This is a genomic window from Haematobacter sp. (assembly GCF_032102465.1).
Lineage (GTDB): Bacteria > Pseudomonadota > Alphaproteobacteria > Rhodobacterales > Rhodobacteraceae > Haematobacter.
Genome location: NZ_DAMDHB010000021.1, coordinates 43,034 through 62,459, shown reverse-complemented (window position 1 = coordinate 62,459; position 19,426 = coordinate 43,034). Strand labels below are relative to the sequence as shown.

The following is a 19,426-nucleotide window of genomic DNA, read 5'->3' as shown; positions in this document are numbered from 1 at the left end:
CGCCCGCCGATCTCGCCCTGCGGCTGGAGGCCGTGCGCGACCTGCGCGCCTATGCCGAGCGCCGCCCCTGGCCTGCCGACCGCGCGACGGTAGAGACGATCCGGCAGGAAGCGCGGCGGCTCTCCCGGCTGGCGGGCACCGAGGGGCCGGACATGACGCCGGGCGAGATGGCCTCCCTCGCCTATCCTGACCGCATCGGCCTGCGCCGCAAGGGGGAAACACCGCGCTGGCTGCTGTCGGGCGGCAAAGGCGTGACCATCGCGGCGGGCGATCCGATGTCGGGCCAGCGCCTGCTTGTCGCGACCGATCTGGGCGGCACGGCGCGGGAGCCGACGATCCGGCAGGCGGTGGAAATCACCGAGGCGGGGGTGCGGCGTCTTCACGGCGAGCGCATCGGCTGGGAGGATGTCTGCGTCTGGTCACCCCGCGAGCGTCGCGTCATCGCCCGGCGGCAGGAGCGGCTCGGCTCCATCATGCTGGACGACCGCATCTGGCAGGACGCGCCGGAGGAACGGGTGGCGGAGGCGCTGCTGGACGGGGTGCGCGATCTGGGCCTCTCCTCCCTCGGCTGGACGGAGGCGGCGGAATGGTTCCGCGCACGGGTGGAACTGCTCCGGGCAGAGGGGGTGGACCTGCCCGACATGTCCGACGCCGGGCTGACCGCAGGGTTGCAGGACTGGCTCCTGCCGCATCTGGCGGGGCGGCGGACGGCGGCGGACTTGAAGGCGCTCGACCTGCTCGAACCGCTCCGTCAGATGCTGGGGTGGGAGGAGATGCAGACCCTCGACCGGCTGGCGCCCGGCCATTTCACCACGCCGCTCGGCAACCGCATCCCGCTCGACTATCGCGGCGGCGTTCCGGGGATCGAGGTGCGGTTGCAGGAAATGTTCGGCGTGACGGAGCATCCTGCCATCGGTCCGAAACGCCTGCCGCTCCGCGTTACGCTGCTTTCGCCCGCCCGCCGCCCCGTACAGGTGACGACCGACCTGCCCCGCTTCTGGGCCACGAGCTATGCCGATGTGCGCAAGGACATGCGCGGCCAGTATCCCCGCCACCCGTGGCCGGAGGATCCGACGCAGGCCGAACCCACGCTGCGGGCCAAACCCCGGGGCCAGACGGCCTGACCGTCCAGAACCCCGTCAGAACTCCACGACCACGGAGGGCGCGCTGCGGCGGGCGGCGCCATGAAAGACCGCTTCGATATTGTTGCCGTCCGGATCCAGCAGGAACGCGGCGTAATAGCCAGGGTGATAGGGCCGCTCTCCGGGACCGCCGTTGTCGGTGCCCCCCGCCGCAAGCCCCGCGGCATGAAATGTGCGCACCTGCGCCTCATCCTCCGCCTGAAAGGCGAGATGGTGCCGCCCGGTGAGCTCGCCTAGGGCCGCCGGGCTGTCGGCGGATGAGACAAACAGCTCGTCCGCCCAGAAGAAACCCTCCCCCTCCCCGCCGATCGGAATATCCAGCGCGTCCAGCACGGCGCCGTAGAACCGGCGGCTCGCTTCCAAGTCCCGGATAACGAGCTGAAGATGGTCGATGAGCCGCCCGCGATGCAATCGTTCGGTTTCCATGTCCTTCCCTCCCTGCATGTCGGGAAAGATAGGCCTGAGCCTGCAGGGTCAAGCAAGCGTGATTCCCCGCCTGTGCCGGCCCGACATATGCTCTGCCGGGCCAAACAAAGGAGGGGCGAATGACGACGAGAGACATCGGGCGGGTCAGCCTTGCGACGCTTCTCCTTGCCGCGCTTGCCTATCACGCCGCGCCGCAGCTGGCACATGCGCATCGGTTCGCGGGCTGGATGGGTCAGGTGACGATCAACGGCGCCGTCCATGATGTGAACCTGGCCGCCCCCGCGCCGGGCATGACGCTGGAGGACAGCGACGGCCACCGGTGGCACGTGTTGCTCGGTTCGCAACGGCAGGTCAGCCGCTCCGGCCTGTCCGCAGCACCGCCGCAGGACGGCAAGGCCGCTCAGGTGGTGGGCGTGCTGTCGGGCCGGGAAACGATCCGCGCCGCACGGCTGATCGTGGAGGGGCAGGAATACGATATCCCCGCCCCGAAACCGCGGGGCACATGACGCCGGAGCACCTCGGGCGATCGGGCGGAGGTCAGATTCGCCCGTCAGACGTCGAGGCACCATCGCATGACGGCCTTCTGCGCATGGAGCCGGTTTTCCGCCTCGTCGAAGACGACGGAATGCGGCCCGTCCATGACGGTGCTCGTCACCTCATCGTCGCGATGGGCGGGCAGGCAATGCATGAAAAGCGCGTCGGGCTTCGCATGCGCCATGAGCGCCTCGTTCACCTGATAGGGGCGAAGCTGGTTGTGCCGCCGCTCCCGCGCCGATTGCGGATCATGCATCGACACCCATGTGTCAGTGACGACAAGATCGGCCCCCTCCACCGCGCGGGCAGGATCGCGCACGATCTCCGCCCCCGCACCCCGGGACCGCGCGAAGTCCAGCCACTCCCGCTCCGGGTCCAGCGGCGGCGGACCGGTGAAGGTGAAATCGAACCCGAACTGCCCCGCCGCATGGATGAGCGAGGCACAGACGTTGTTGCCGTCGCCACACCACACCACCTTGCGGCCCACGATATTGCCGCGATGTTCCTCATAGGTCATCACATCGGCCATGATCTGGCAGGGATGCGTCCGGTTGGTCAGGCCGTTGATGACCGGGACGGACGCATGTTCGGCCATTTCGTAGAGCGTGGCCTCCTCAAACGTGCGGATCATGATCAGATCGACATAGCGGGACAGGACGCGCGCGGTATCGGCAATCGTCTCACCATGGCCGAGCTGCATTTCCTTGCCGGACAGCACCATCGTCTCGCCGCCCATCTGGCGCACGCCCACGTCGAAGGAGACGCGGGTCCGGGTGGAGGGCTTCTCGAAGATCAGGGCGACCATGCGGCCCTTCAGCGGCAATTCGTCATCCACAGCACCTTTGGGACGGCCGTTGCGCGCCAGTTTCATGGCACGGGCATTGTCTATCATGCCCCGCAAGTCTTCAGGTGCCGTGGTATGAATATCGAGGAAGCTGTTCATCAGGCTTGTCTTTCGTCGTTTTCATCCGGCGTCGGATTGGCAAGAAGCACCATGAGCGGCGGCATGTCGGAACCGGCAGCATAATCGCGGAACCCCGCCCGGCGGAAGGCCCGAACAGCCGCGATGTTCGCCGGATCGGGATCGCCCGCGAGAGCAGGCACACCCTCCGCAAAAAGCCTGGCTGAGAGAGCCCGGAGCAAGCCGGACCCAAGACCCCGGCCAAGCCGGCCAGACGGCCCGATGAGCAGGTCGATGCCCCGCGTATCCTCCGGCAGCCCACCGGCCCCGCCCGGCCAGTCCAGAAGGCGGTAATGCTGCACGTAACCGAACGGTTGCCCATAATAACTGGCGATCTGTTGCGAAATCAGTGGCGATCCGATCCGCTCGCCGATGCGGGCCAGTTGCTCCTCCGGCGCATCCCACCAGCGGCGGACGTGCGACAGGCGGAGCCATGAGCCGAGAAGCGGCAGGTCTGCGCGCGTGACCGGATCCAGCCGGATGCCGGTCACCGCCTCGCTGCCGGTGGCAGAAGGGGGCCGCGCCTCAATCACCGGCCTGCGCCTTCTTCTCCGGGGAGAGCGCGGCGGCGGCACGGTCCAGACGCTCCACCGCTTCGGCGATCTCCGCCTCCGCGATGTTCAGCGCGGGCAGCAGGCGGACGACGTTATCGGCGGCACCAACGGTCAGCACCTTTTCCGCATAGCCCGCGGCCACCAGATCGGCAGGAGCGATGCGGCACTTCAGGCCCAGCATGAGGCCCTGCCCGCGCACTTCCTCGAAGACCTCGGGATGCGCGGCAACAAGGCCCTCCAGCTTCTGGCGGAAGAACCCGGCCTTGTGATTGACCGCTTCGAGAAACGCCGGGTCGGCCACGATATCCATGACCTTCGCGCCCACCGCGCAGCCCAGCGGGTTGCCGCCATAGGTCGAGCCATGGGTGCCCGCTGTCATGCCCCGCGCCGCGGTCTCCGTCGCCAGCACGGCGCCGAGGGGGAAACCGCCGCCGATACCCTTGGCCACCATCATGATATCCGGGGTGATCCCGGCCCATTCGTGGGCAAAGAGCTTGCCCGTGCGCCCGACGCCGCATTGAACCTCATCGAGGATGAGGAGCGTGCCGGTCGCATCGCAAAGGGCGCGGATTTCCTTCAGGAAGGCATCTCCGAAGGGACGGATACCGCCTTCGCCCTGAATGGGTTCGAGCAGGATCGCCGCGGTCTTTTCCGTCATCGCGGCCTTCACCGCGGCCCTGTCGCCGAAGGGGAGGTGGACGAACCCCGGAAGCAGCGGGCCGAAGCCCTTCACCATCTTCTCCGCGCCGGAGGCCGCGATGGCGGCAGAGGAGCGGCCATGGAAGCAGCCCTCGAAGGTGATGATCTCCACCCGTTCCTTCTCGCCGCCGTCATACCAGTATTTGCGCGCCATCTTGATGGCCAGCTCCGCCGCTTCCGTCCCGGAATTGGTGAAGAACACCGTGTCCGCAAAGGTATGCGCGACCAGCAGATCGGCCAGCCGCTGCTGCTCCGGCACGATGTAGAGGTTCGACGTGTGCCAGAGCTTGTGCGCCTGTTCGGACAACACTTCCGCCAGCGCGGGATTGGCGTGACCGAGCACGTTCACCGCGATCCCTGCGCCAAGGTCGAGGTATCGCTCCCCGCCCGCCTCCGTCAGCCAGACGCCCTCCCCCTTCACGAAGGACAGCGGCGCGCGGTTGTAGGTCGGCAGCACGGACGTGATCATCGGATCATCCTCTGAAATGCGCCCCAGAGGTGCCAAAGCAGCGGGGGCGAGTCAACGACGGTGGTTTGAAAGAAGATGTGCGGCAGGCGCACGGCGATCGGGACGTCAGACGCGGGTGCGACGACGTCGGCTCGGCGGGGAAAGGCGGAGCTTTGCGATCATGTGACGCGGATAACGGCTCGGTGCAGGGTTGTAAATCTTTTTCGCGGTGCTCATCTCATCGAAAGCGACCTTTGCTGCGGTTATGCTTGAATCGGCGGCCTGTCGCTTGTATCTCGCCGTGTCCCGCTTAGAATGCGGCGCCAAGAACCCGAATTTTGCCGCTTGCCGGTGCGCCCCCTGGCGCAGCCGAGATGGCGGCTTTCAGCCGGAGGCACTGAATGTCCTGGACCGACGAACGCGTCGAGACCCTGAAGCGGATGTGGGGCGAAGGCCAGAGCGCCAGCCAGATCGCCAAGGAACTTGGCGGTGTTACGCGCAACGCGGTGATCGGCAAGGTCCATAGGCTTGGCCTTTCCAACCGTGGACCGGGTGAGAAGGAAGAGGAAGCCGTTGTCGAAACGGTCGAGGAGATCGTGGTGCAGGAAACGGTGATCGAGGTCGTCGTCGAGAGCGCACCCGAGCCGGAGCCGGAACCTGTCCGGGCAGAGCCGAGCCGTGCCGAGCCGCAACCGCGTGTCGCACCGCCGCCACCGACCCAGCTTTCCACCCGCCGCCCGGTGACGAACGGTCTGCAACCGCTTCCGCCGCAGCCCTCGACCAACGAAATCAGCCCCGAAACCCTCGCCTCCGCCCGCGAGGTGGAGAAGCGCGCCCGCAAGCTCACCCTGCTGGAGTTGACGGAACGGACCTGCAAATGGCCGATCGGTGACCCGGCCACGGACGATTTCTGGTTCTGCGGTCATGCCGCTGCGCCCGGCAAGCCCTATTGCGAGGCGCATGTGAGCGTGGCTTTCCAACCGATGTCCGCGCGCCGGGACCGCCGCCGCTAAGTCGCGCCCTCCCCCTGATCGAGCGTCCGCGCGCATTCCGCGCGGCGTCATCTTCCTGTTGCTTCGGCAGGGCAGATTCGGCGGCAAATTGCCCCGGGGACTTGAGGCGGCAGAGAAAAATGACTACGTCGTCGCCTTCCTCGGGCGGCGCGGTCGCCCGCCCTGACGCCGTAGGAGGCCCCCATGCAGACACCCTGCTACGTGATCGACAAGGCGCTGCTCCTGCCCAACATGGAGAAGATCGCCACGCTGCGCGAAGCCTCCGGCGCCAAGGCGCTGCTGGCGCTCAAGTGCTTCGCCACATGGTCGGTCTTCGATTTCATGTCGGACTACATGGATGGCACCACCTCCTCCTCGCTTTACGAGGTGAAGCTCGGGCGGGAGAAGTTTCCGGGCGAGACGCACGCCTATTCCGTGGCCTGGGCGCCTGACGAGATCGACGAGGTTCTGGCCAATTCCGACAAGGTCATCTTCAACACCGCCGGGCAGCTCGAACGCTTCCGCGACGTGTCGGAGGGGCATGTCCGCGGCCTGCGGGTCAATCCCGGCGTCTCCACCTCCGGCTTCGATCTGGCGGATCCGGCGCGGCCCTTCTCGCGGCTCGGCGAATGGGATCCCCAGCGGATCGAGCCGCATCTCGACGCGATTTCCGGCTTCATGTTCCACAACAACTGCGAAAACGAGAGTTTCGAGCGGTTTGACGAGATGCTTGGCCTGATCGAGCAACGCTTCGGCGCTCTGATCCGGCGGCTGGACTGGATTTCGCTGGGCGGAGGCATCCACTTCACCGGCGAGGGTTATCCGCTGATGAAACTGGCGGAGCGGCTGAAGCGGTTTTCCGGCGAATATGGCGTGCAGGTCTATCTGGAGCCGGGAGAGGCGGCGATCACCAAATCCACCACACTGGAGGTGACGGTGCTCGACACGCTGCACAATGGAAAGAACCTCGCCATCGTGGACAGCTCCATCGAAGCCCATATGCTCGATCTGCTGATCTATCGCCAGTCCGCCAAGATGGAGCCGAACGAAGGGCCGGAGGAATGGATGGTCTGCGGGAAATCCTGTCTCGCGGGCGACATCTTCGGCGAGTTCCGCTTTCCCCACCCCCTGAAATCCGGGGACCGGCTGTCGATCCAGGATGCCGCCGGTTACACGATGGTCAAGAAGAACTGGTTCAACGGCGTGAAGATGCCTTCCATCGCCATCCGCGAACTGGATGGAACCCTGACTGAAGTGCGCGACTTCGGCTATGACGAATTCGCCGCCGCGCTTTCCTGACCCCGCGCCCCCCATCGGCGGGGGGCCTTCACTCTCAGACCAACGAGGCCTCATGGAATGAAGAAGAACGTCCTCATCATCGGAGCCGGTGGCGTGGCGCAGGTCGTTGCGCATAAATGCGCCCAGAACAACGACCTTCTCGGCGATATCCACATCGCATCGCGCACCAAGGCGAAGTGCGATGCGATCATCGAAAGCGTGCATGCGAAAAGCGCCCTGAAGGTTCCCGGCGTGTTCGAAGGTCATGCCGTCGATGCGATGGATACCGACGCGGTTGCCGCTTTGATCGAGAGGACGGGTGCGGAGATCGTCATCAATGTCGGCTCCGCCTTCGTGAACATGTACGTGCTGGAAGCCTGCATCCGGACCGGCGCAGCCTATATGGACACAGCCATCCACGAAGACCCGGCGAAGATATGCGAGACACCGCCGTGGTATGGCAACTACGAATGGCAGCGGCGGGAACGCACGGCGCAAGCGGGCGTGACCGCGATCCTCGGCGTCGGGTTCGATCCCGGCGTGGTCAATGCCTATGCCCGCCTCGCCGCCGACCGGTATGTCGATGAGGTGAAGTCGATCGACATCGTGGACATCAATGCGGGCTCGCACGGGCGCTGGTTCGCCACCAATTTCGACCCGGAGATCAACTTCCGCGAATTCACCGGCACGGTCTATTCCTGGCAGGGTGGCCAGTGGCAGTCGAACAGCATGTTCGAGGTAGGCCGAGAATGGGATCTACCGGTCGTTGGCAAGCAGAAGGCGTATCTCACCGGCCATGATGAGGTGCACTCCCTCTCCGCCAACTATCCCGATGCCGATGTGCGCTTCTGGATGGGCTTCGGCGACCACTACATCAACGTGTTCACCGTCCTGAAGAATCTCGGCCTGCTCTCCGAAAAGCCTGTGAAGACCGCCGAGGGTCAGGAGGTCGTGCCGCTCAAGGTGGTCAAGGCTGTCTTGCCGGATCCTGCGAGCCTCGCCCCCGACTATGAGGGCAAGACCTGCATCGGCGATCTGGTGACCGGAACGAAGAACGGCGAAGCGGCCGAAGTGTTCATCTACAACGTCGCGGACCACAAGGAAGCCTATGAGGAAGTCGGCAGCCAAGGGATCTCCTACACCGCTGGTGTGCCGCCGGTTGCTGCCGCGCTCCTCATCGCACGTGGTGACTGGGACGTGGGCAAGATGGTCAATGTGGAGGAACTGCCGCCGCTACCGTTCCTCAAGGAACTTGACCGTCTGGGCCTGCCGACCCGCGTGAAGGACAAGGATGGCGACAGGCCGCTGGATTACTGAGGGTGAAAACCCGGGATTGTGAAAGGGCGCCCCTTTGGGCGCCCTTTTCGCATCAGCTCTTGCGCCGCAGTTCCGCCGATTTCGGCAGGAAGATCGTCAGCAGACCAAGCGCCGGGAACCATGCAAGGACGTGATAGACGCTGGCGATCCCGTGGCTGTCGGCCGCAAGCCCGATCAGCGCGGCGGCGATCCCGCCCAGCCCGAAGGAAAGGCCGAAGAAGATACCCGCAACCATCCCGACCCGCCCCGGCAGCAGTTCCTGTGCAAAGACCACGATGGCGGAGAAGGCGGAGGCGAGGATCACGCCGATCACGACGGTCAGCACTCCCGTCCAGAACAGGTTCGCATGGGGGAGCAGCAGCGTGAAGGGCAGCACACCCAGGATGGACACCCAGATCACCGTGAGCGGGCCGAACCTGTCGGCAAAGGGCCCGCCGAGGATCGTGCCGACGGCGACGGCGCCGAGGAACAGGAACAGCATCACCTGCGCCGCCTGCGTGCCGAGGCCGAAGGTCTCGATCAGGTAGAAGGTGTAGAAGCTGGTCATCCCCGCCATGTAGGCATTCTTGGTCAGCACGAGGAAGGCGAGGATCCCGATGGACCACATCACCCGCGCGCGGGGCAGCGGCAGCGTCTTGTCGGCGGCCTTGCGGGCCTGCAGTTCCTCGCGGATGTCGCGATACCAAAGCCCGACCCGATAGAGGACGAAACCCGCGATCAGCGCCAGCACCCCGAACCATGCCACGGCCGGACGCCCGAGCGGCACCACGATGAAAGCAGCGAGCAGCGGCCCGAGCGAGGTTCCGAAATTGCCGCCCACCTGAAAGAGCGATTGCGCCGTACCATAACGGCCGCCGGAAGCGAACCGGGCCACGCGCGACGCTTCCGGGTGGAAGATGGCCGAGCCGATCCCGACCAGAGAGGCGCCGATGAGCAGCGTCGGATAGCTGCCCGCGACCGAGAGCACCATCAATCCGAGAAAGGTGAGCACGGAAGCCCAGGGGAGCGACATCGGCAACGGGTTTTTGTCGGTATAGATGCCGATCGCCGGCTGCAGAAGCGAGGCCGTGCCCTGGAAGGCCAGCGTCAGCGCCCCGATCTGCCAGAAATCCAGCGCGAAATCCGCCTTCAGCAGAGGATAGATCGCCGCGAGCAGCGACTGCATCACATCGTTCAGCATATGACACAGGCTGACGGCAAGGATGATCGACCAGGTCGTGCTATCCAGACGTCGCCGTGGGGCGGGCTGTGCGGGCTGCAACGGCGCCGCGATATCGGGGGTTATGGACACATCGGACAAGGGAGGGACTCCGCGTAATACTTCCGCCTGTTCTTAAGGCAGTTCCGAATCGAGTTCTTTCGTGCTTTGGTCAAAGACTTTCGCATCCGGGCCAACGGAGGACAGCATGGAGGCGGACCCCAACTATCGCGACCGGACGGCGGTGCCGAAGCCGACGCTGGACGCGCTCGACATCTCCAGCGAACCGCTCATCGCCGCGGCCGCGGATTACCCGGATTACCGGCTGGTGCCTCCCCACAGGCATAGCCGGTCCCAGCTGATCCATGCATTGGAGGGAGTTTTGCTGGTCCGCGCGGATGCGGGGCGGTGGATGGTGCCCAAGGATCATGCCCTCTGGCTGCCCGCAGAAACGGTGCATTCGGTAGAGATGCTTGGCAATGTGCGGATGCGGTCGGCCTATGTCCTGCCCGGAGCGCATCCGGGCCTGCCGGATACCATCCGGGTCGTGCATGTCACGCCGCTGATGCGCGAACTGCTAAAGGCGGCGTCCGATCTTCCGCCTCTGGGGCCGCTGGGCGCGCGCGATACGCTCGTCAATCACCTGTTGCTGCATGAAATACCGCTGCTGCCGGAACGCCCGCTCGCGCTGGCCTTTCCGACCGATCCACGGCTTGCGCGGCTGTGCCGGGAGTTCGTCGCCTCCCCGGACGCCCATGTCGCCATCGACGACTGGGCCGCGCGTGCGGGGATGAGCCGCCGCTCCTTCACCCGGCGCTTCCAGCAGGAGACGGGCCTGAGCCTGTCCCGCTGGCGGCAGCAGGCGAGCCTGTTTGCCGCCCTGCCCCGGCTTGCCGCAGGGGAGCCGGTGACGACGGTGGCGCTCGACCTCGGCTATGAGAGCGTTGCGGCATTCACCACGATGTTCCGCAGGATGCTGGGCAGTCCGCCCCGCACCTACGGCATCAGGGTCTGACGCTCACTCCTCCAGCAGACGGCTGACCACCACGGTGACTTCGGGCTTCTTGCCGATTTCCTGCACGGATGTCTGGCGCACCTGGCGGCGGATCGCCTCATCGAGCTTGCCGTCATCCCCGATGACCTTGTGCGACACCTTCTCCAGAAGGTCCGCGAGCGCCTGCTCGATGACCTCCTCCACCGCGCCGCCGCTCCGGCCACGCGTGGGCAGGCCCATGACCTCCGCCCAGGGGTCGCCGAGGATCTCGCCTTCGTCGTCGATGATGACGGTGATGAGAACATGCCCGTTCAGCGCCATGCGGATGCGATCGCGCACCACCCCGTCCGTCGCGCCGATCAGCACGTTTCCGTCGAGATAGAGCCGCCCCGTCTCCACATGTTCGACCACGCGGGGACGGTCGCCGGACAGGTCCATCATCATGCCGTTGGTCACGATCTCCGAGGGGATACCCTTGGCTGCGACCAGCTTTGAATGTTCCCGCAGGTGGCGATGCTCGCCATGCATGGGAATGACCATGCGGGCGGACACCAGATCATGCACCGCCTCCAGATCCGGCCGGTTGGCGTGACCTGACACGTGGTAGAGGCCATCATTGTCATCCACCACATCCACGCCCATTTCGGAGAGCGCGTTCATGATGCGGATCACGCCGCGTTCGTTGCCGGGAATGGTGCGGGAGGAGAAGAGGAACAGATCGCCCTCCTTCAACTCCAGCCCCAGATAGCGCCCGCGCGACAGTTGCGCGGCAGCCGCACGCCGCTCGCCCTGACTGCCCGTGACGATGAGCATCACGTTCTCCCGCGGCATGCTCGCCGCATCCTCGGGCGACACGGTCGGGGGGAAATCCGTCAGAACACCGGCCTCGACCGCCGCGGCCACCATCTTGCGCATCGCGCGCCCGAGCAGGCAAATGGAGCGGCCCGCAGCGACCGCCGCATCGGCCAGCGTCTTCAGGCGCGCGACGTTGGAAGCAAAGGTCGTGGCCACCACCATGCCGCGCGCATTCACCACGAGATCGAGCAGCGGCGCGGCCAGGGTGGATTCCGAGCGGCCCGGCCGGGGCGAGAAGACGTTGGTCGAATCGCAGGTGAAGGCCTGAACCTTGCCATTCGCCCGCGCCATCGTATGCCAGGCAGCGGCGTCGAAAGGCTCACCCACCACGGGCGTCCCGTCGAGCTTGAAGTCCCCGGAGTGGACCACCCGGCCAGCGGGCGTGTCGATGACCAGCGCAGCGCTTTCCGGGATGGAATGCGACACGGGCATGAAAGAGACGCGGAACGGTCCCGCCTCCACCTGCTCGGGATAGGCGCCGACGATGTTGAGCATATCCGTCCCCAGACCCTGCTCCTCCAGCTTCAGCCGGGCGAGAACGCCGGTGAAGGCGCGGGTATAGACAGGCACCTTCAGTCGCGGCCAGAGATGGCCGATCCCGCCAAGGTGATCCTCATGCGCATGGGTGATGAAGATCGCCTCAAGCCGGTCGGCCCGCTGGGTCAGCCAGGAGACATCGGCCATGATGAGATCGACGCCGGGCGTCGTCTCCATGTCCGGGAAGGTCACGCCCAGATCGACGAGGATGAGCCGCTCCCGACCCGCCGGCCCGTAGCCGAAGACATAGGCGTTCATGCCGATTTCGCCGGCGCCGCCCAGGGGCAGGAAGATCAGCCGTTCACTCATGCGTATCCCTCATTCGCGGGGTGTGTCCTTGTTGTAGTCGTTGATGATGCGCAGCCCGTGCATCGTCAGGTCGTCTTCAAGACGGTCGAACAGGTCTTCGCCGGTCGCGAACAAAGGCGCAAGCCCCCCGGTGCCGATCACGAGCATGGAACGGCCTCTTTCCGCCCGTATCCGCGCGCAGATCTCCTTCACCACACCCACATAGGCCCAGAAAATGCCGGACTGCATGCAGGCAACGGTGTTTCGCCCGATCACGTGTTCGGGCTTGGTCACATCCACGTGCGGCAGGGCGGCGGCGGCCATGTGCAGCGCCTCCATCGACAGGTTCACCCCCGGAGAGATCACGCCGCCGATATAGGCTCCGTCGCTGTCCACCACATCAAACGTCGTCGCCGTGCCGAAATCGACGACGATCAGGTCGCCCCCGTGCCGGTCGTAGGCCCCTGCCGTATTCACCAGCCGGTCCGGGCCGACGAGCGTGCCCGCATCCACCCTTGGCGGGTTCGGAAGGCGGCATTCCGGCTTGCCCACCACCAGCGGGCGGCAGTCGAAATACCGGTTGCAGAGCACCCTGAGGTTGAACACGACCCGCGGCACGGTGGAGGAGATGATGACCTCCGTCACATCCGCGTCGATCTGGTTCAGCGTCATGAGCTGCTTGATCCAGACCCAGTATTGATCCGCCGTGCGGCGATGATCCGTCGCGGTGCGCCATGTGGCGATGAAGCGCGCGCCGTCCCAGATGGAGAACACCGTGTTGGTGTTGCCGCAATCGATCGCCATCAGCATGGCCTTCTCCCCCTCAGAAGAACACTTCCGCGGCGGGAATGGCCCGCCGCCCCTCCGACGTTGCCAGGACGAGCGCCCCCTGCGCGTCGATCGTCTCGAAAATCCCCGTGGTCGCGGTGCCGCCCGTCCGTGCCGTGATACGCTCTCCCAGCCGCGCGGCGCGGGCGAGCCATGCCTCCCGGATAGGGGCGAAGCCCTGCGTCGTGAAGACGGCCTCGCGAGCCGCGTAGCTCCGGGCAAGAACGGACAGGAATTCCTCGGGCGCAATCTGGGCACCGGTCGCACCGAGCAGGCTCACCGGTTGCACGGCATGCGGCTCCAGCGCCTCCGCAGGCGGCGCCTCCGCCAGATTGACACCGATACCGATGGCGAGGTGGCTGACCTGACCGCCCTGCCCGATGCCCTCCAGCAGAATGCCAGCCACCTTGCCGCTCGCCAGCAGCACGTCATTGGGCCATTTGAGCGCGAGGAGCTCCGGCCGGCCCGTCACCTCGCTCAAGGCGTCGGCAAGGGCGAGCGCGGCTACGAAGGAGCGGAGCGCCACCGTCGCGGGCGGCTCCTGCGGCCGCAGCACCAGCGCGCCGGCAAAGTTGCCCGACGGCATGGCCCAGGGGCGACCGCGCCTGCCCCGCCCCTGTGTTTGGTTGTAGGTGAGAATCCAAGCGGGGGCGGAGAGGGACGGCGCGATACGCGCCGCCTCGTTCAGCGTGCTGTCCAGTTCGGCATGGACGTGCCGCCCGATACCCGCTGGCCAGTCAGCCACCCTCGTCATGCCTCAGGGCCCGTCATGCCTCAGGGAACAAGCGCCGTGGCCGCGGCCTGCGCATAGGGTTCGATGCCGAACAGGTTGATGACACCGACCAGCATGATCGCCGCCGAGCCCATCAGCATCACCCATTGCACCGGCCCCATCCGGCTTTCCACGCCCGCGCCTTCTTCACCGAAGTACATGTAATAGACGATACGGAGGTAGTAATAGGCGCCGATCACCGATGCGATGACACCCAGAACCGCAAGCCAGGTCATGTTGCCCTCGACCGCCGCCATGATGACGTAGAACTTCCCGAAGAAGCCGATGAACGGCGGTACACCCGCGAGACTGAAGAACAGCACGAGCAGGGCCAGCGCCTTCAGCGGTTCCCGCTTGCTGAACAGGCGCAGCGAGTCGATATCGCTTACCGGACGTCCATCCCGTTCCATCGACAGGATGAAGGCAAAGGTGCCGATGTTCATGGTGACGTAGATCGCCATATAGACGAGCATCGCCTGAATCCCGAAGCTCGTCCCCGCGGCGAGGCCCATCAGAGCGTACCCCATATGGGCGATGGAGGAATAGGCCATCAGGCGTTTGATGTCCGTCTGCACGATCGCGCCGATAGACCCGAGATACATGGAGCAGACCGACAGGAATGCGACAATCTGGCTCCAGTCCCCCGCGACATTGCCGAAGGCGCCGTGAACGAGCCGGGCGATGAGCGCCATGGCCGCAACCTTGGGGGCAGTGGCGAAGAAGGCGGTGACCGGCGTCGGCGCACCTTCATAGACATCGGGCGTCCACATGTGGAAGGGAACGGCGGAGATCTTGAACGCCAACCCGGCGAGCATGAACACCAGCCCGAAGAGCAGGCCGAGCGGCAGTTGCTCGGACCCACGGACGGCCTCCGTGATACCGCTGAACAGCGTCGTGCCCGCAAATCCGTAAACGAGCGAGGCGCCGTAGAGCAGCATCCCCGCAGACAGCGAGCCGAGCACAAAATACTTCAGGCCCGCCTCGGTGGACTTGAGATTGTCACGCCGGATCGCCGCAAGCACGTAGAGCGCCAGCGACTGAAGCTCCAGGCCAAGATAAAGCGACATCAGATCGCCGGCGGAGACCATCGCCATCATCCCGACGGTCGCCAGAGCGAACAGCACCGGATACTCGAAGCGGAGCAGGTCGTGCTTGGCAAGATAGTCGCGGCCCATCACCAGCACAAAGGCGCCGGAGACCAGAATGACCGCCTTCGCGAACCGCGAGAAGGCGTCGTCGATGAACATGCCCCCGAAGGCGAGGCGCGTGCCGCCCCCCAGGCCTATCCAGAATGCGAGGAGAACCATCACCACCGCCGTCACCCAGGTGATCAGCGTGGCGGTCGCATCCTTGCCCGTATAGACCCCGAAGAGCAGCGCGAGCATCGCATAGGCCGCGAGCAGCAGCTCCGGCAGGACGATGGCGATATCGGCAGAGATCATGGCGCGGTCCTTCGGTTCAATTCCGGGCGAGCCGCGTCGCGGCCTCACCGGCCTGGGCGACGGCCGTCTCGTAACCCTGCACCAGATTGGCCACGGAAGGCCCGATGATGTCGGTGACGAGCGACGGATACACGCCAAGCAGAAGTGTCATGGCGACGAGGGGGGCAAAGATCGCCTTCTCGCGCCGGGTCATGTCGGTGATGGACTTGAGGCTTTCCTTCACCAGATCGCCCAGCACCACACGGCGGTAGAGCCAGAGCGCATAGCAGGCCGACAGGATCACCCCGGTCGCGGCGAAGGTCGCGACCCAGGTGTTCACCTGGAACACCCCGACGATCGTCAGGAACTCTCCGATGAAGCCGGACGTCCCGGGCAGACCGACGTTGGCCATGGTGAAGAACAGGAAGACCGCCGCATAGGCAGGCATCCGGTTCACCAGCCCGCCGTAGGCCGAAATCTCCCGGGTGTGCATACGGTCATAAACGACCCCGACGCAAAGGAAGAGCGCACCCGAGACAAAGCCGTGGCTGATCATCTGGAAGATCGCGCCGTCCAGCCCCTGCTGGTTGGCCGCAAAAATCCCCATTGTCACATAACCCATATGGGCCACCGACGAATAGGCGATCAGCTTCTTCATGTCCTGCTGCACAAGCGCAACGAGAGAGGTATAGATGATCGCGATCACGGAGAGCCACAGAACGAACGGCCCCAGCAGATCCGACGCCACCGGGAACATTGGCAGGCTGAAGCGCAGGAAGCCGTAGCCCCCCATCTTCAGCATTACCGCCGCCAGCAGAACGGACGCCCCGGTGGGAGCCTGCACGTGTGCATCCGGCAGCCAGGTGTGGACCGGCCACATCGGCATCTTGACCGCGAAGGAGGCAAAGAAGGCGAGCCACAGCAGCGTCTGCACGCCGCCCATGATCTGCCAGCCCATGAGCGTGAGCGGCGCGGAGGCGAACTGATGGTTCAGCAAGGTCGGAATGTCGGTCGTGCCCGCCTGCCAGTACATCGACACCATCGCCACCAGCATCAGCACCGAGCCGAGGAAGGTGTAAAGGAAGAATTTGAAGGAGGCGTAGATCCTGTCCTTCCCGCCCCAGATGCCGATGATGAGGAACATCGGGATCAGGCCCGCTTCGAAGAACAGGTAGAACAGCACGAGGTCCAGCGCCACGAAGACGCCGATCATCAGGCTTTCCAGGATGAGGAAGGCAATCATGTACTCCTTCACCCGGTAGGTGACATCCCAGCAGGCCGCGATGGTCAGCGGCATGAGGAAGGTCGTCAGCATGACGAAGAGCACGGAAATGCCGTCAACACCCAGCTTGTAGCGAAGGCCGAGAATCCACTCCCGGTTTTCCACGAACTGGAAGCCGGTATCGGATGGGTCGAAGCCGATCAGGATGAACAGCGAGACGAGGAAGGTCGCCGTCGTTGCGATGAGAGCCAGCCACTTGGCATTCCGCTGCGCCGCCGCATCGTCCCCGCGTAGAAACAGCGCAAGGATGATCGCCGCAACGAGGGGCGTGAAGGTGACGATCGAAAGGAGGTTTTCCATCAGTGCGCTCCTCCCCAGAGCGTCATCCAGGTGACGAGCAGGGCAATGCCCACCACCATGGCGAAAGCGTAGTGGAACAGGTAACCCGACTGCAGCCGCCCCGCGAGCCGTGCGAAGAACGGAATGATCCCGGTGGCCAGCCCGTTGATCCCGCCGTCGATCGTCGCGCCGTCACCGTTTTTCCACAGGAACCGGCCGAGCGCCTGCGCCGGGCGGATAAAGATGAACAGATAGATCTCGTCGAAGTACCATTTGTTCAACAGGAACTTGTAGAGCGGGCGATTGGTGGAAGCGACGCGTGCCGGAAGGCTCGGGTCACGAATGTACATGACATAGGCCAGCCCCAGCCCCAGAAGCATCGCGATGAACGGCGACACCTTGACCCAGACCGGGGCATGGTGGGCATTTTCCATCACGTGGTTGTCGGGATGCATGAAGATCGCCCCGATCTTCGCCGGGACAGCCGCATGCTCCGCTGTTGCCGGTGCAGCTTCCGTCGGAGCGGCGGCATGGTCTGCCGGTGCCGCCTCGCCAGCGGCCGTTTCCACAGGCGCCCCTACGGGCACCGCGCCATGGTCGGCTGCCGCGACCTCCTCGTGCTGCGCCGGGATGGAGAAGAACTGTTCTACCGCATGATGGTCGCCGAAGAAGGGCTTTTGCCAGATCATCCCCGCAAAGACCGCGCCGAAAGCCAGAACGATCATCGGGACCAGCATCACCCTTGGGCTTTCATGCGCGTGGTCATAGGCGGAACCGTGATGGCCGTGGCCATGGTCGCTGTCGTGAGGCTTGGAATGATGATCCGCCTGGTGGTTGGCATGAGCGTCGGGTTCCTCGGTGTCATGCGCCACGACATGCGCATCGCGCGGCTTGCCGAAGAAGGTGAGGAACATCAGCCGCCAAGAGTAGAAGGATGTCATGAAAGCGGCGATGACCAACATCCAGAAAGCGTATTGTGACGCTCCCGTCCCGCCGGCCCAGGCGCTCTCGATGATCGCGTCCTTCGAGAGGAACCCGGCGAAACCGATATGGGTAAGCGGAATGCCGACGCCGGTGATCGCCAAGGTGCCGATCATCATCATCCAGTAGGTCACGGGCAGTTTCTTGCGCAGTCCGCCGTAATTCCGCAGATCCTGCTCATGATGCATCGCGTGGATGACCGAGCCCGCGCCCAGGAACAGCATCGCCTTGAAGAAGGCGTGCGTGAGCAGGTGGAACATCGCTGCCGAATAGACGCCCACGCCCGCCGCCACGAACATGTAGCCGAGCTGCGAACAGGTCGAATAGGCGATGACACGCTTGATGTCGTTCTGCACGAGACCGACCGTCGCCGCGAAGAAGGCGGTGGACGCGCCTATGATGACGATGAAGGTCTTGGTTTCGGGCGCGAACTCGATCAGCGGCGACATGCGGCAGACCAGGAACACGCCCGCCGTCACCATGGTGGCGGCATGGATCAGGGCCGAAACCGGCGTCGGGCCTTCCATGGCGTCCGGGAGCCAGGTGTGGAGGAAGAGCTGCGCCGATTTCCCCATGGCGCCGATGAACAGCAGAAATGCCACGAGGTTCGCGGCGTTCCAGTCACGCCACAGGAAACTGATCTCGGTCGTGGCGAGCGAGGGAGCCGCAGCGAAAATGTCGTCGAAGCGGATCGAGTCCACCAGAAAGTAGAGCGCGGCAATGCCGAGGATGAAGCCGAAGTCGCCCACCCGGTTGACGATGAACGCCTTCATCGCCGCAGCGCCCGCGGACTGTTTCTTGTAGTAGAAGCCGATCAGCAGGTAGGAGGCCACGCCGACGCCTTCCCAGCCGAAGAACATCTGCAGCAGGTTGTCCGACGTCACCAGCATGAGCATGGTGAAGGTGAAGAACGACAGGTAGGCGAAGAACCGCGCCCGGTAGGGCGTGTCGCCGAAGTTGTCGTCATGCGCCATGTAGCCGAAGCTGTAGAGATGCACGAGCGCGGAGACGGTATTGACCACGATCAGCATGATCGTCGTCAACCGGTCGATGCGCAGCGACCAGTCTGCATAGAGCGTGCCGGACTCGAGCCAGGTCATCAGCGGGACGCGATACGCCTCGCCATCATAGGTCAGGAACAGCACCCAGGACAGGATCGCGGCGAAGAACACTAGCCCGGTGGTGAGGAACTGCGCCCCGCGCTCCGAGATGATCCTCCAGCCGAAGCCGCCGATGATGGCCGCCAGAAGCGGGCCGAAGACGATGATCTTTTCCATGCCTCAGCCCTTCATCACGTTGACGTCTTCGACGTCGATGGTGCCGCGGTTCCGGAAGAAGCAGACCAGGATCGCCAGCCCGATCGCCGCTTCGGCCGCGGCGACCGTCAGCACGAACAGGGTGAAGACCTGCCCGACGAGATCGCCGAGGAAGGCCGAGAAGGTCACCAGATTGATGTTCACAGACAGCAGGATCAGCTCGATCGACATCAGGATGACGATCACGTTCTTCCGGTTGAGGAAGATCCCGAAGATCCCAATGACGAACAGCGCCGCGGCCACCGTCAGATAATGTGTGAGTCCGATCATCGTCCTCGTCCCTCGCTTCCGGCGCTTCCGCACCGGCCTTCACCGGCGGTCGGC

The 19,426-nt window shown here is 64.8% G+C and carries 18 protein-coding genes; 6 read left to right on the top strand and 12 right to left on the bottom strand.

Going from position 1 to position 19,426, the window contains the following annotated elements:
- A partial coding sequence (locus tag RT513_RS13580; protein WP_290691285.1) for an ATP-dependent helicase C-terminal domain-containing protein occupies nucleotides 1–1,124 on the top strand: 1,124 nt, incomplete at its 5' end.
- A 15-nt stretch (nucleotides 1,125–1,139) separates the two neighbouring features.
- On the opposite strand, the gene RT513_RS13575 is transcribed toward RT513_RS13580, so the two are convergent.
- Complete coding sequence (locus RT513_RS13575; protein WP_290691282.1) at nucleotides 1,140–1,568, bottom strand: VOC family protein; 429 nt, start codon at nucleotides 1,566–1,568, stop codon at nucleotides 1,140–1,142.
- Between the two features lie 119 nt (nucleotides 1,569–1,687).
- Here RT513_RS13575 and RT513_RS13570 point away from each other — a divergent pair, with 119 nt between their 5' ends.
- Nucleotides 1,688–2,074, top strand: coding sequence for a hypothetical protein (locus RT513_RS13570; RefSeq protein ID WP_088214827.1), 387 nt, complete (start codon nucleotides 1,688–1,690; stop codon nucleotides 2,072–2,074).
- Between the two features lie 44 nt (nucleotides 2,075–2,118).
- On the opposite strand, the gene argF is transcribed toward RT513_RS13570, so the two are convergent.
- From argF to RT513_RS13555, 3 genes are read right to left on the bottom strand one after another with little or no spacing between them, the layout of a single operon-like run.
- Nucleotides 2,119–3,045 carry an ornithine carbamoyltransferase gene (gene argF, locus RT513_RS13565; RefSeq protein WP_290691279.1) on the bottom strand — a complete coding sequence of 309 codons (927 nt, stop codon included), beginning with the start codon at nucleotides 3,043–3,045 and terminating at the stop codon, nucleotides 2,119–2,121.
- Nucleotides 3,045–3,596, bottom strand: coding sequence for a GNAT family N-acetyltransferase (locus RT513_RS13560; protein ID WP_290691276.1), 552 nt, complete (start codon nucleotides 3,594–3,596; stop codon nucleotides 3,045–3,047). Before RT513_RS13560 ends, argF begins: the two co-directional genes overlap by 1 nt.
- On the bottom strand, nucleotides 3,589–4,785 hold the full coding sequence (locus RT513_RS13555; RefSeq protein ID WP_290691273.1) for an aspartate aminotransferase family protein: 1,197 nt from the start codon (nucleotides 4,783–4,785) through the stop codon (nucleotides 3,589–3,591). Before RT513_RS13555 ends, RT513_RS13560 begins: the two co-directional genes overlap by 8 nt.
- A gap of 380 nt (nucleotides 4,786–5,165) precedes the next feature.
- Between RT513_RS13555 and RT513_RS13550 the strand changes: the two genes are divergently transcribed.
- The 3 genes from RT513_RS13550 (at nucleotide 5,166) to RT513_RS13540 (ending at nucleotide 8,351) form a co-directional block, all read left to right on the top strand.
- Nucleotides 5,166–5,777: a GcrA family cell cycle regulator gene (locus tag RT513_RS13550; RefSeq protein WP_088214823.1), complete on the top strand. Its 612-nt coding sequence runs from the start codon at nucleotides 5,166–5,168 to the stop codon at nucleotides 5,775–5,777.
- 183 nt (nucleotides 5,778–5,960) lie between these two features.
- Nucleotides 5,961–7,055 carry a carboxynorspermidine decarboxylase gene (locus RT513_RS13545; protein WP_290691268.1) on the top strand — a complete coding sequence of 365 codons (1,095 nt, stop codon included), beginning with the start codon at nucleotides 5,961–5,963 and terminating at the stop codon, nucleotides 7,053–7,055.
- A gap of 57 nt (nucleotides 7,056–7,112) precedes the next feature.
- Nucleotides 7,113–8,351: a saccharopine dehydrogenase family protein gene (locus RT513_RS13540; protein ID WP_290691265.1), complete on the top strand. Its 1,239-nt coding sequence runs from the start codon at nucleotides 7,113–7,115 to the stop codon at nucleotides 8,349–8,351.
- A 52-nt stretch (nucleotides 8,352–8,403) separates the two neighbouring features.
- Here RT513_RS13540 and RT513_RS13535 read toward each other — a convergent pair whose 3' ends face one another.
- Complete coding sequence (locus RT513_RS13535) at nucleotides 8,404–9,642, bottom strand: MFS transporter (protein ID WP_409518417.1); 1,239 nt, start codon at nucleotides 9,640–9,642, stop codon at nucleotides 8,404–8,406.
- 115 nt (nucleotides 9,643–9,757) lie between these two features.
- On the opposite strand from RT513_RS13535, the gene RT513_RS13530 reads away from it, so the two are divergent.
- Nucleotides 9,758–10,564, top strand: coding sequence for an AraC family transcriptional regulator (locus tag RT513_RS13530; protein WP_088214819.1), 807 nt, complete (start codon nucleotides 9,758–9,760; stop codon nucleotides 10,562–10,564).
- Between the two features lie 3 nt (nucleotides 10,565–10,567).
- Here RT513_RS13530 and RT513_RS13525 read toward each other — a convergent pair whose 3' ends face one another.
- From RT513_RS13525 to nuoK, 7 genes are read right to left on the bottom strand one after another with little or no spacing between them, the layout of a single operon-like run.
- A complete protein-coding gene (locus tag RT513_RS13525) occupies nucleotides 10,568–12,244 on the bottom strand; it encodes a ribonuclease J (RefSeq protein ID WP_290691262.1) in 1,677 nt (558 codons plus the stop codon).
- A gap of 9 nt (nucleotides 12,245–12,253) precedes the next feature.
- Nucleotides 12,254–13,033 carry a type III pantothenate kinase gene (locus RT513_RS13520; RefSeq protein ID WP_088214817.1) on the bottom strand — a complete coding sequence of 260 codons (780 nt, stop codon included), beginning with the start codon at nucleotides 13,031–13,033 and terminating at the stop codon, nucleotides 12,254–12,256.
- Between the two features lie 13 nt (nucleotides 13,034–13,046).
- On the bottom strand, nucleotides 13,047–13,805 hold the full coding sequence (locus RT513_RS13515) for a biotin--[acetyl-CoA-carboxylase] ligase (protein ID WP_290691257.1): 759 nt from the start codon (nucleotides 13,803–13,805) through the stop codon (nucleotides 13,047–13,049).
- 20 nt (nucleotides 13,806–13,825) lie between these two features.
- Nucleotides 13,826–15,265: an NADH-quinone oxidoreductase subunit NuoN gene (nuoN, locus tag RT513_RS13510; protein WP_290691254.1), complete on the bottom strand. Its 1,440-nt coding sequence runs from the start codon at nucleotides 15,263–15,265 to the stop codon at nucleotides 13,826–13,828.
- A 16-nt stretch (nucleotides 15,266–15,281) separates the two neighbouring features.
- Nucleotides 15,282–16,826 carry an NADH-quinone oxidoreductase subunit M gene (locus tag RT513_RS13505; RefSeq protein ID WP_290691251.1) on the bottom strand — a complete coding sequence of 515 codons (1,545 nt, stop codon included), beginning with the start codon at nucleotides 16,824–16,826 and terminating at the stop codon, nucleotides 15,282–15,284.
- Nucleotides 16,826–19,063 (bottom strand): NADH-quinone oxidoreductase subunit L, encoded by a 2,238-nt coding sequence (nuoL, locus tag RT513_RS13500; RefSeq protein WP_290691249.1) that lies wholly within the window; start codon nucleotides 19,061–19,063, stop codon nucleotides 16,826–16,828. The genes RT513_RS13505 and nuoL overlap by 1 nt, the downstream gene beginning before the upstream one ends.
- 3 nt (nucleotides 19,064–19,066) lie before the next feature.
- Nucleotides 19,067–19,372, bottom strand: a complete 306-nt coding sequence (nuoK, locus tag RT513_RS13495) for an NADH-quinone oxidoreductase subunit NuoK (RefSeq protein ID WP_035745126.1) — start codon at nucleotides 19,370–19,372, stop codon at nucleotides 19,067–19,069.
- Between the last annotated feature and the right edge of the window lie 54 nt (nucleotides 19,373–19,426).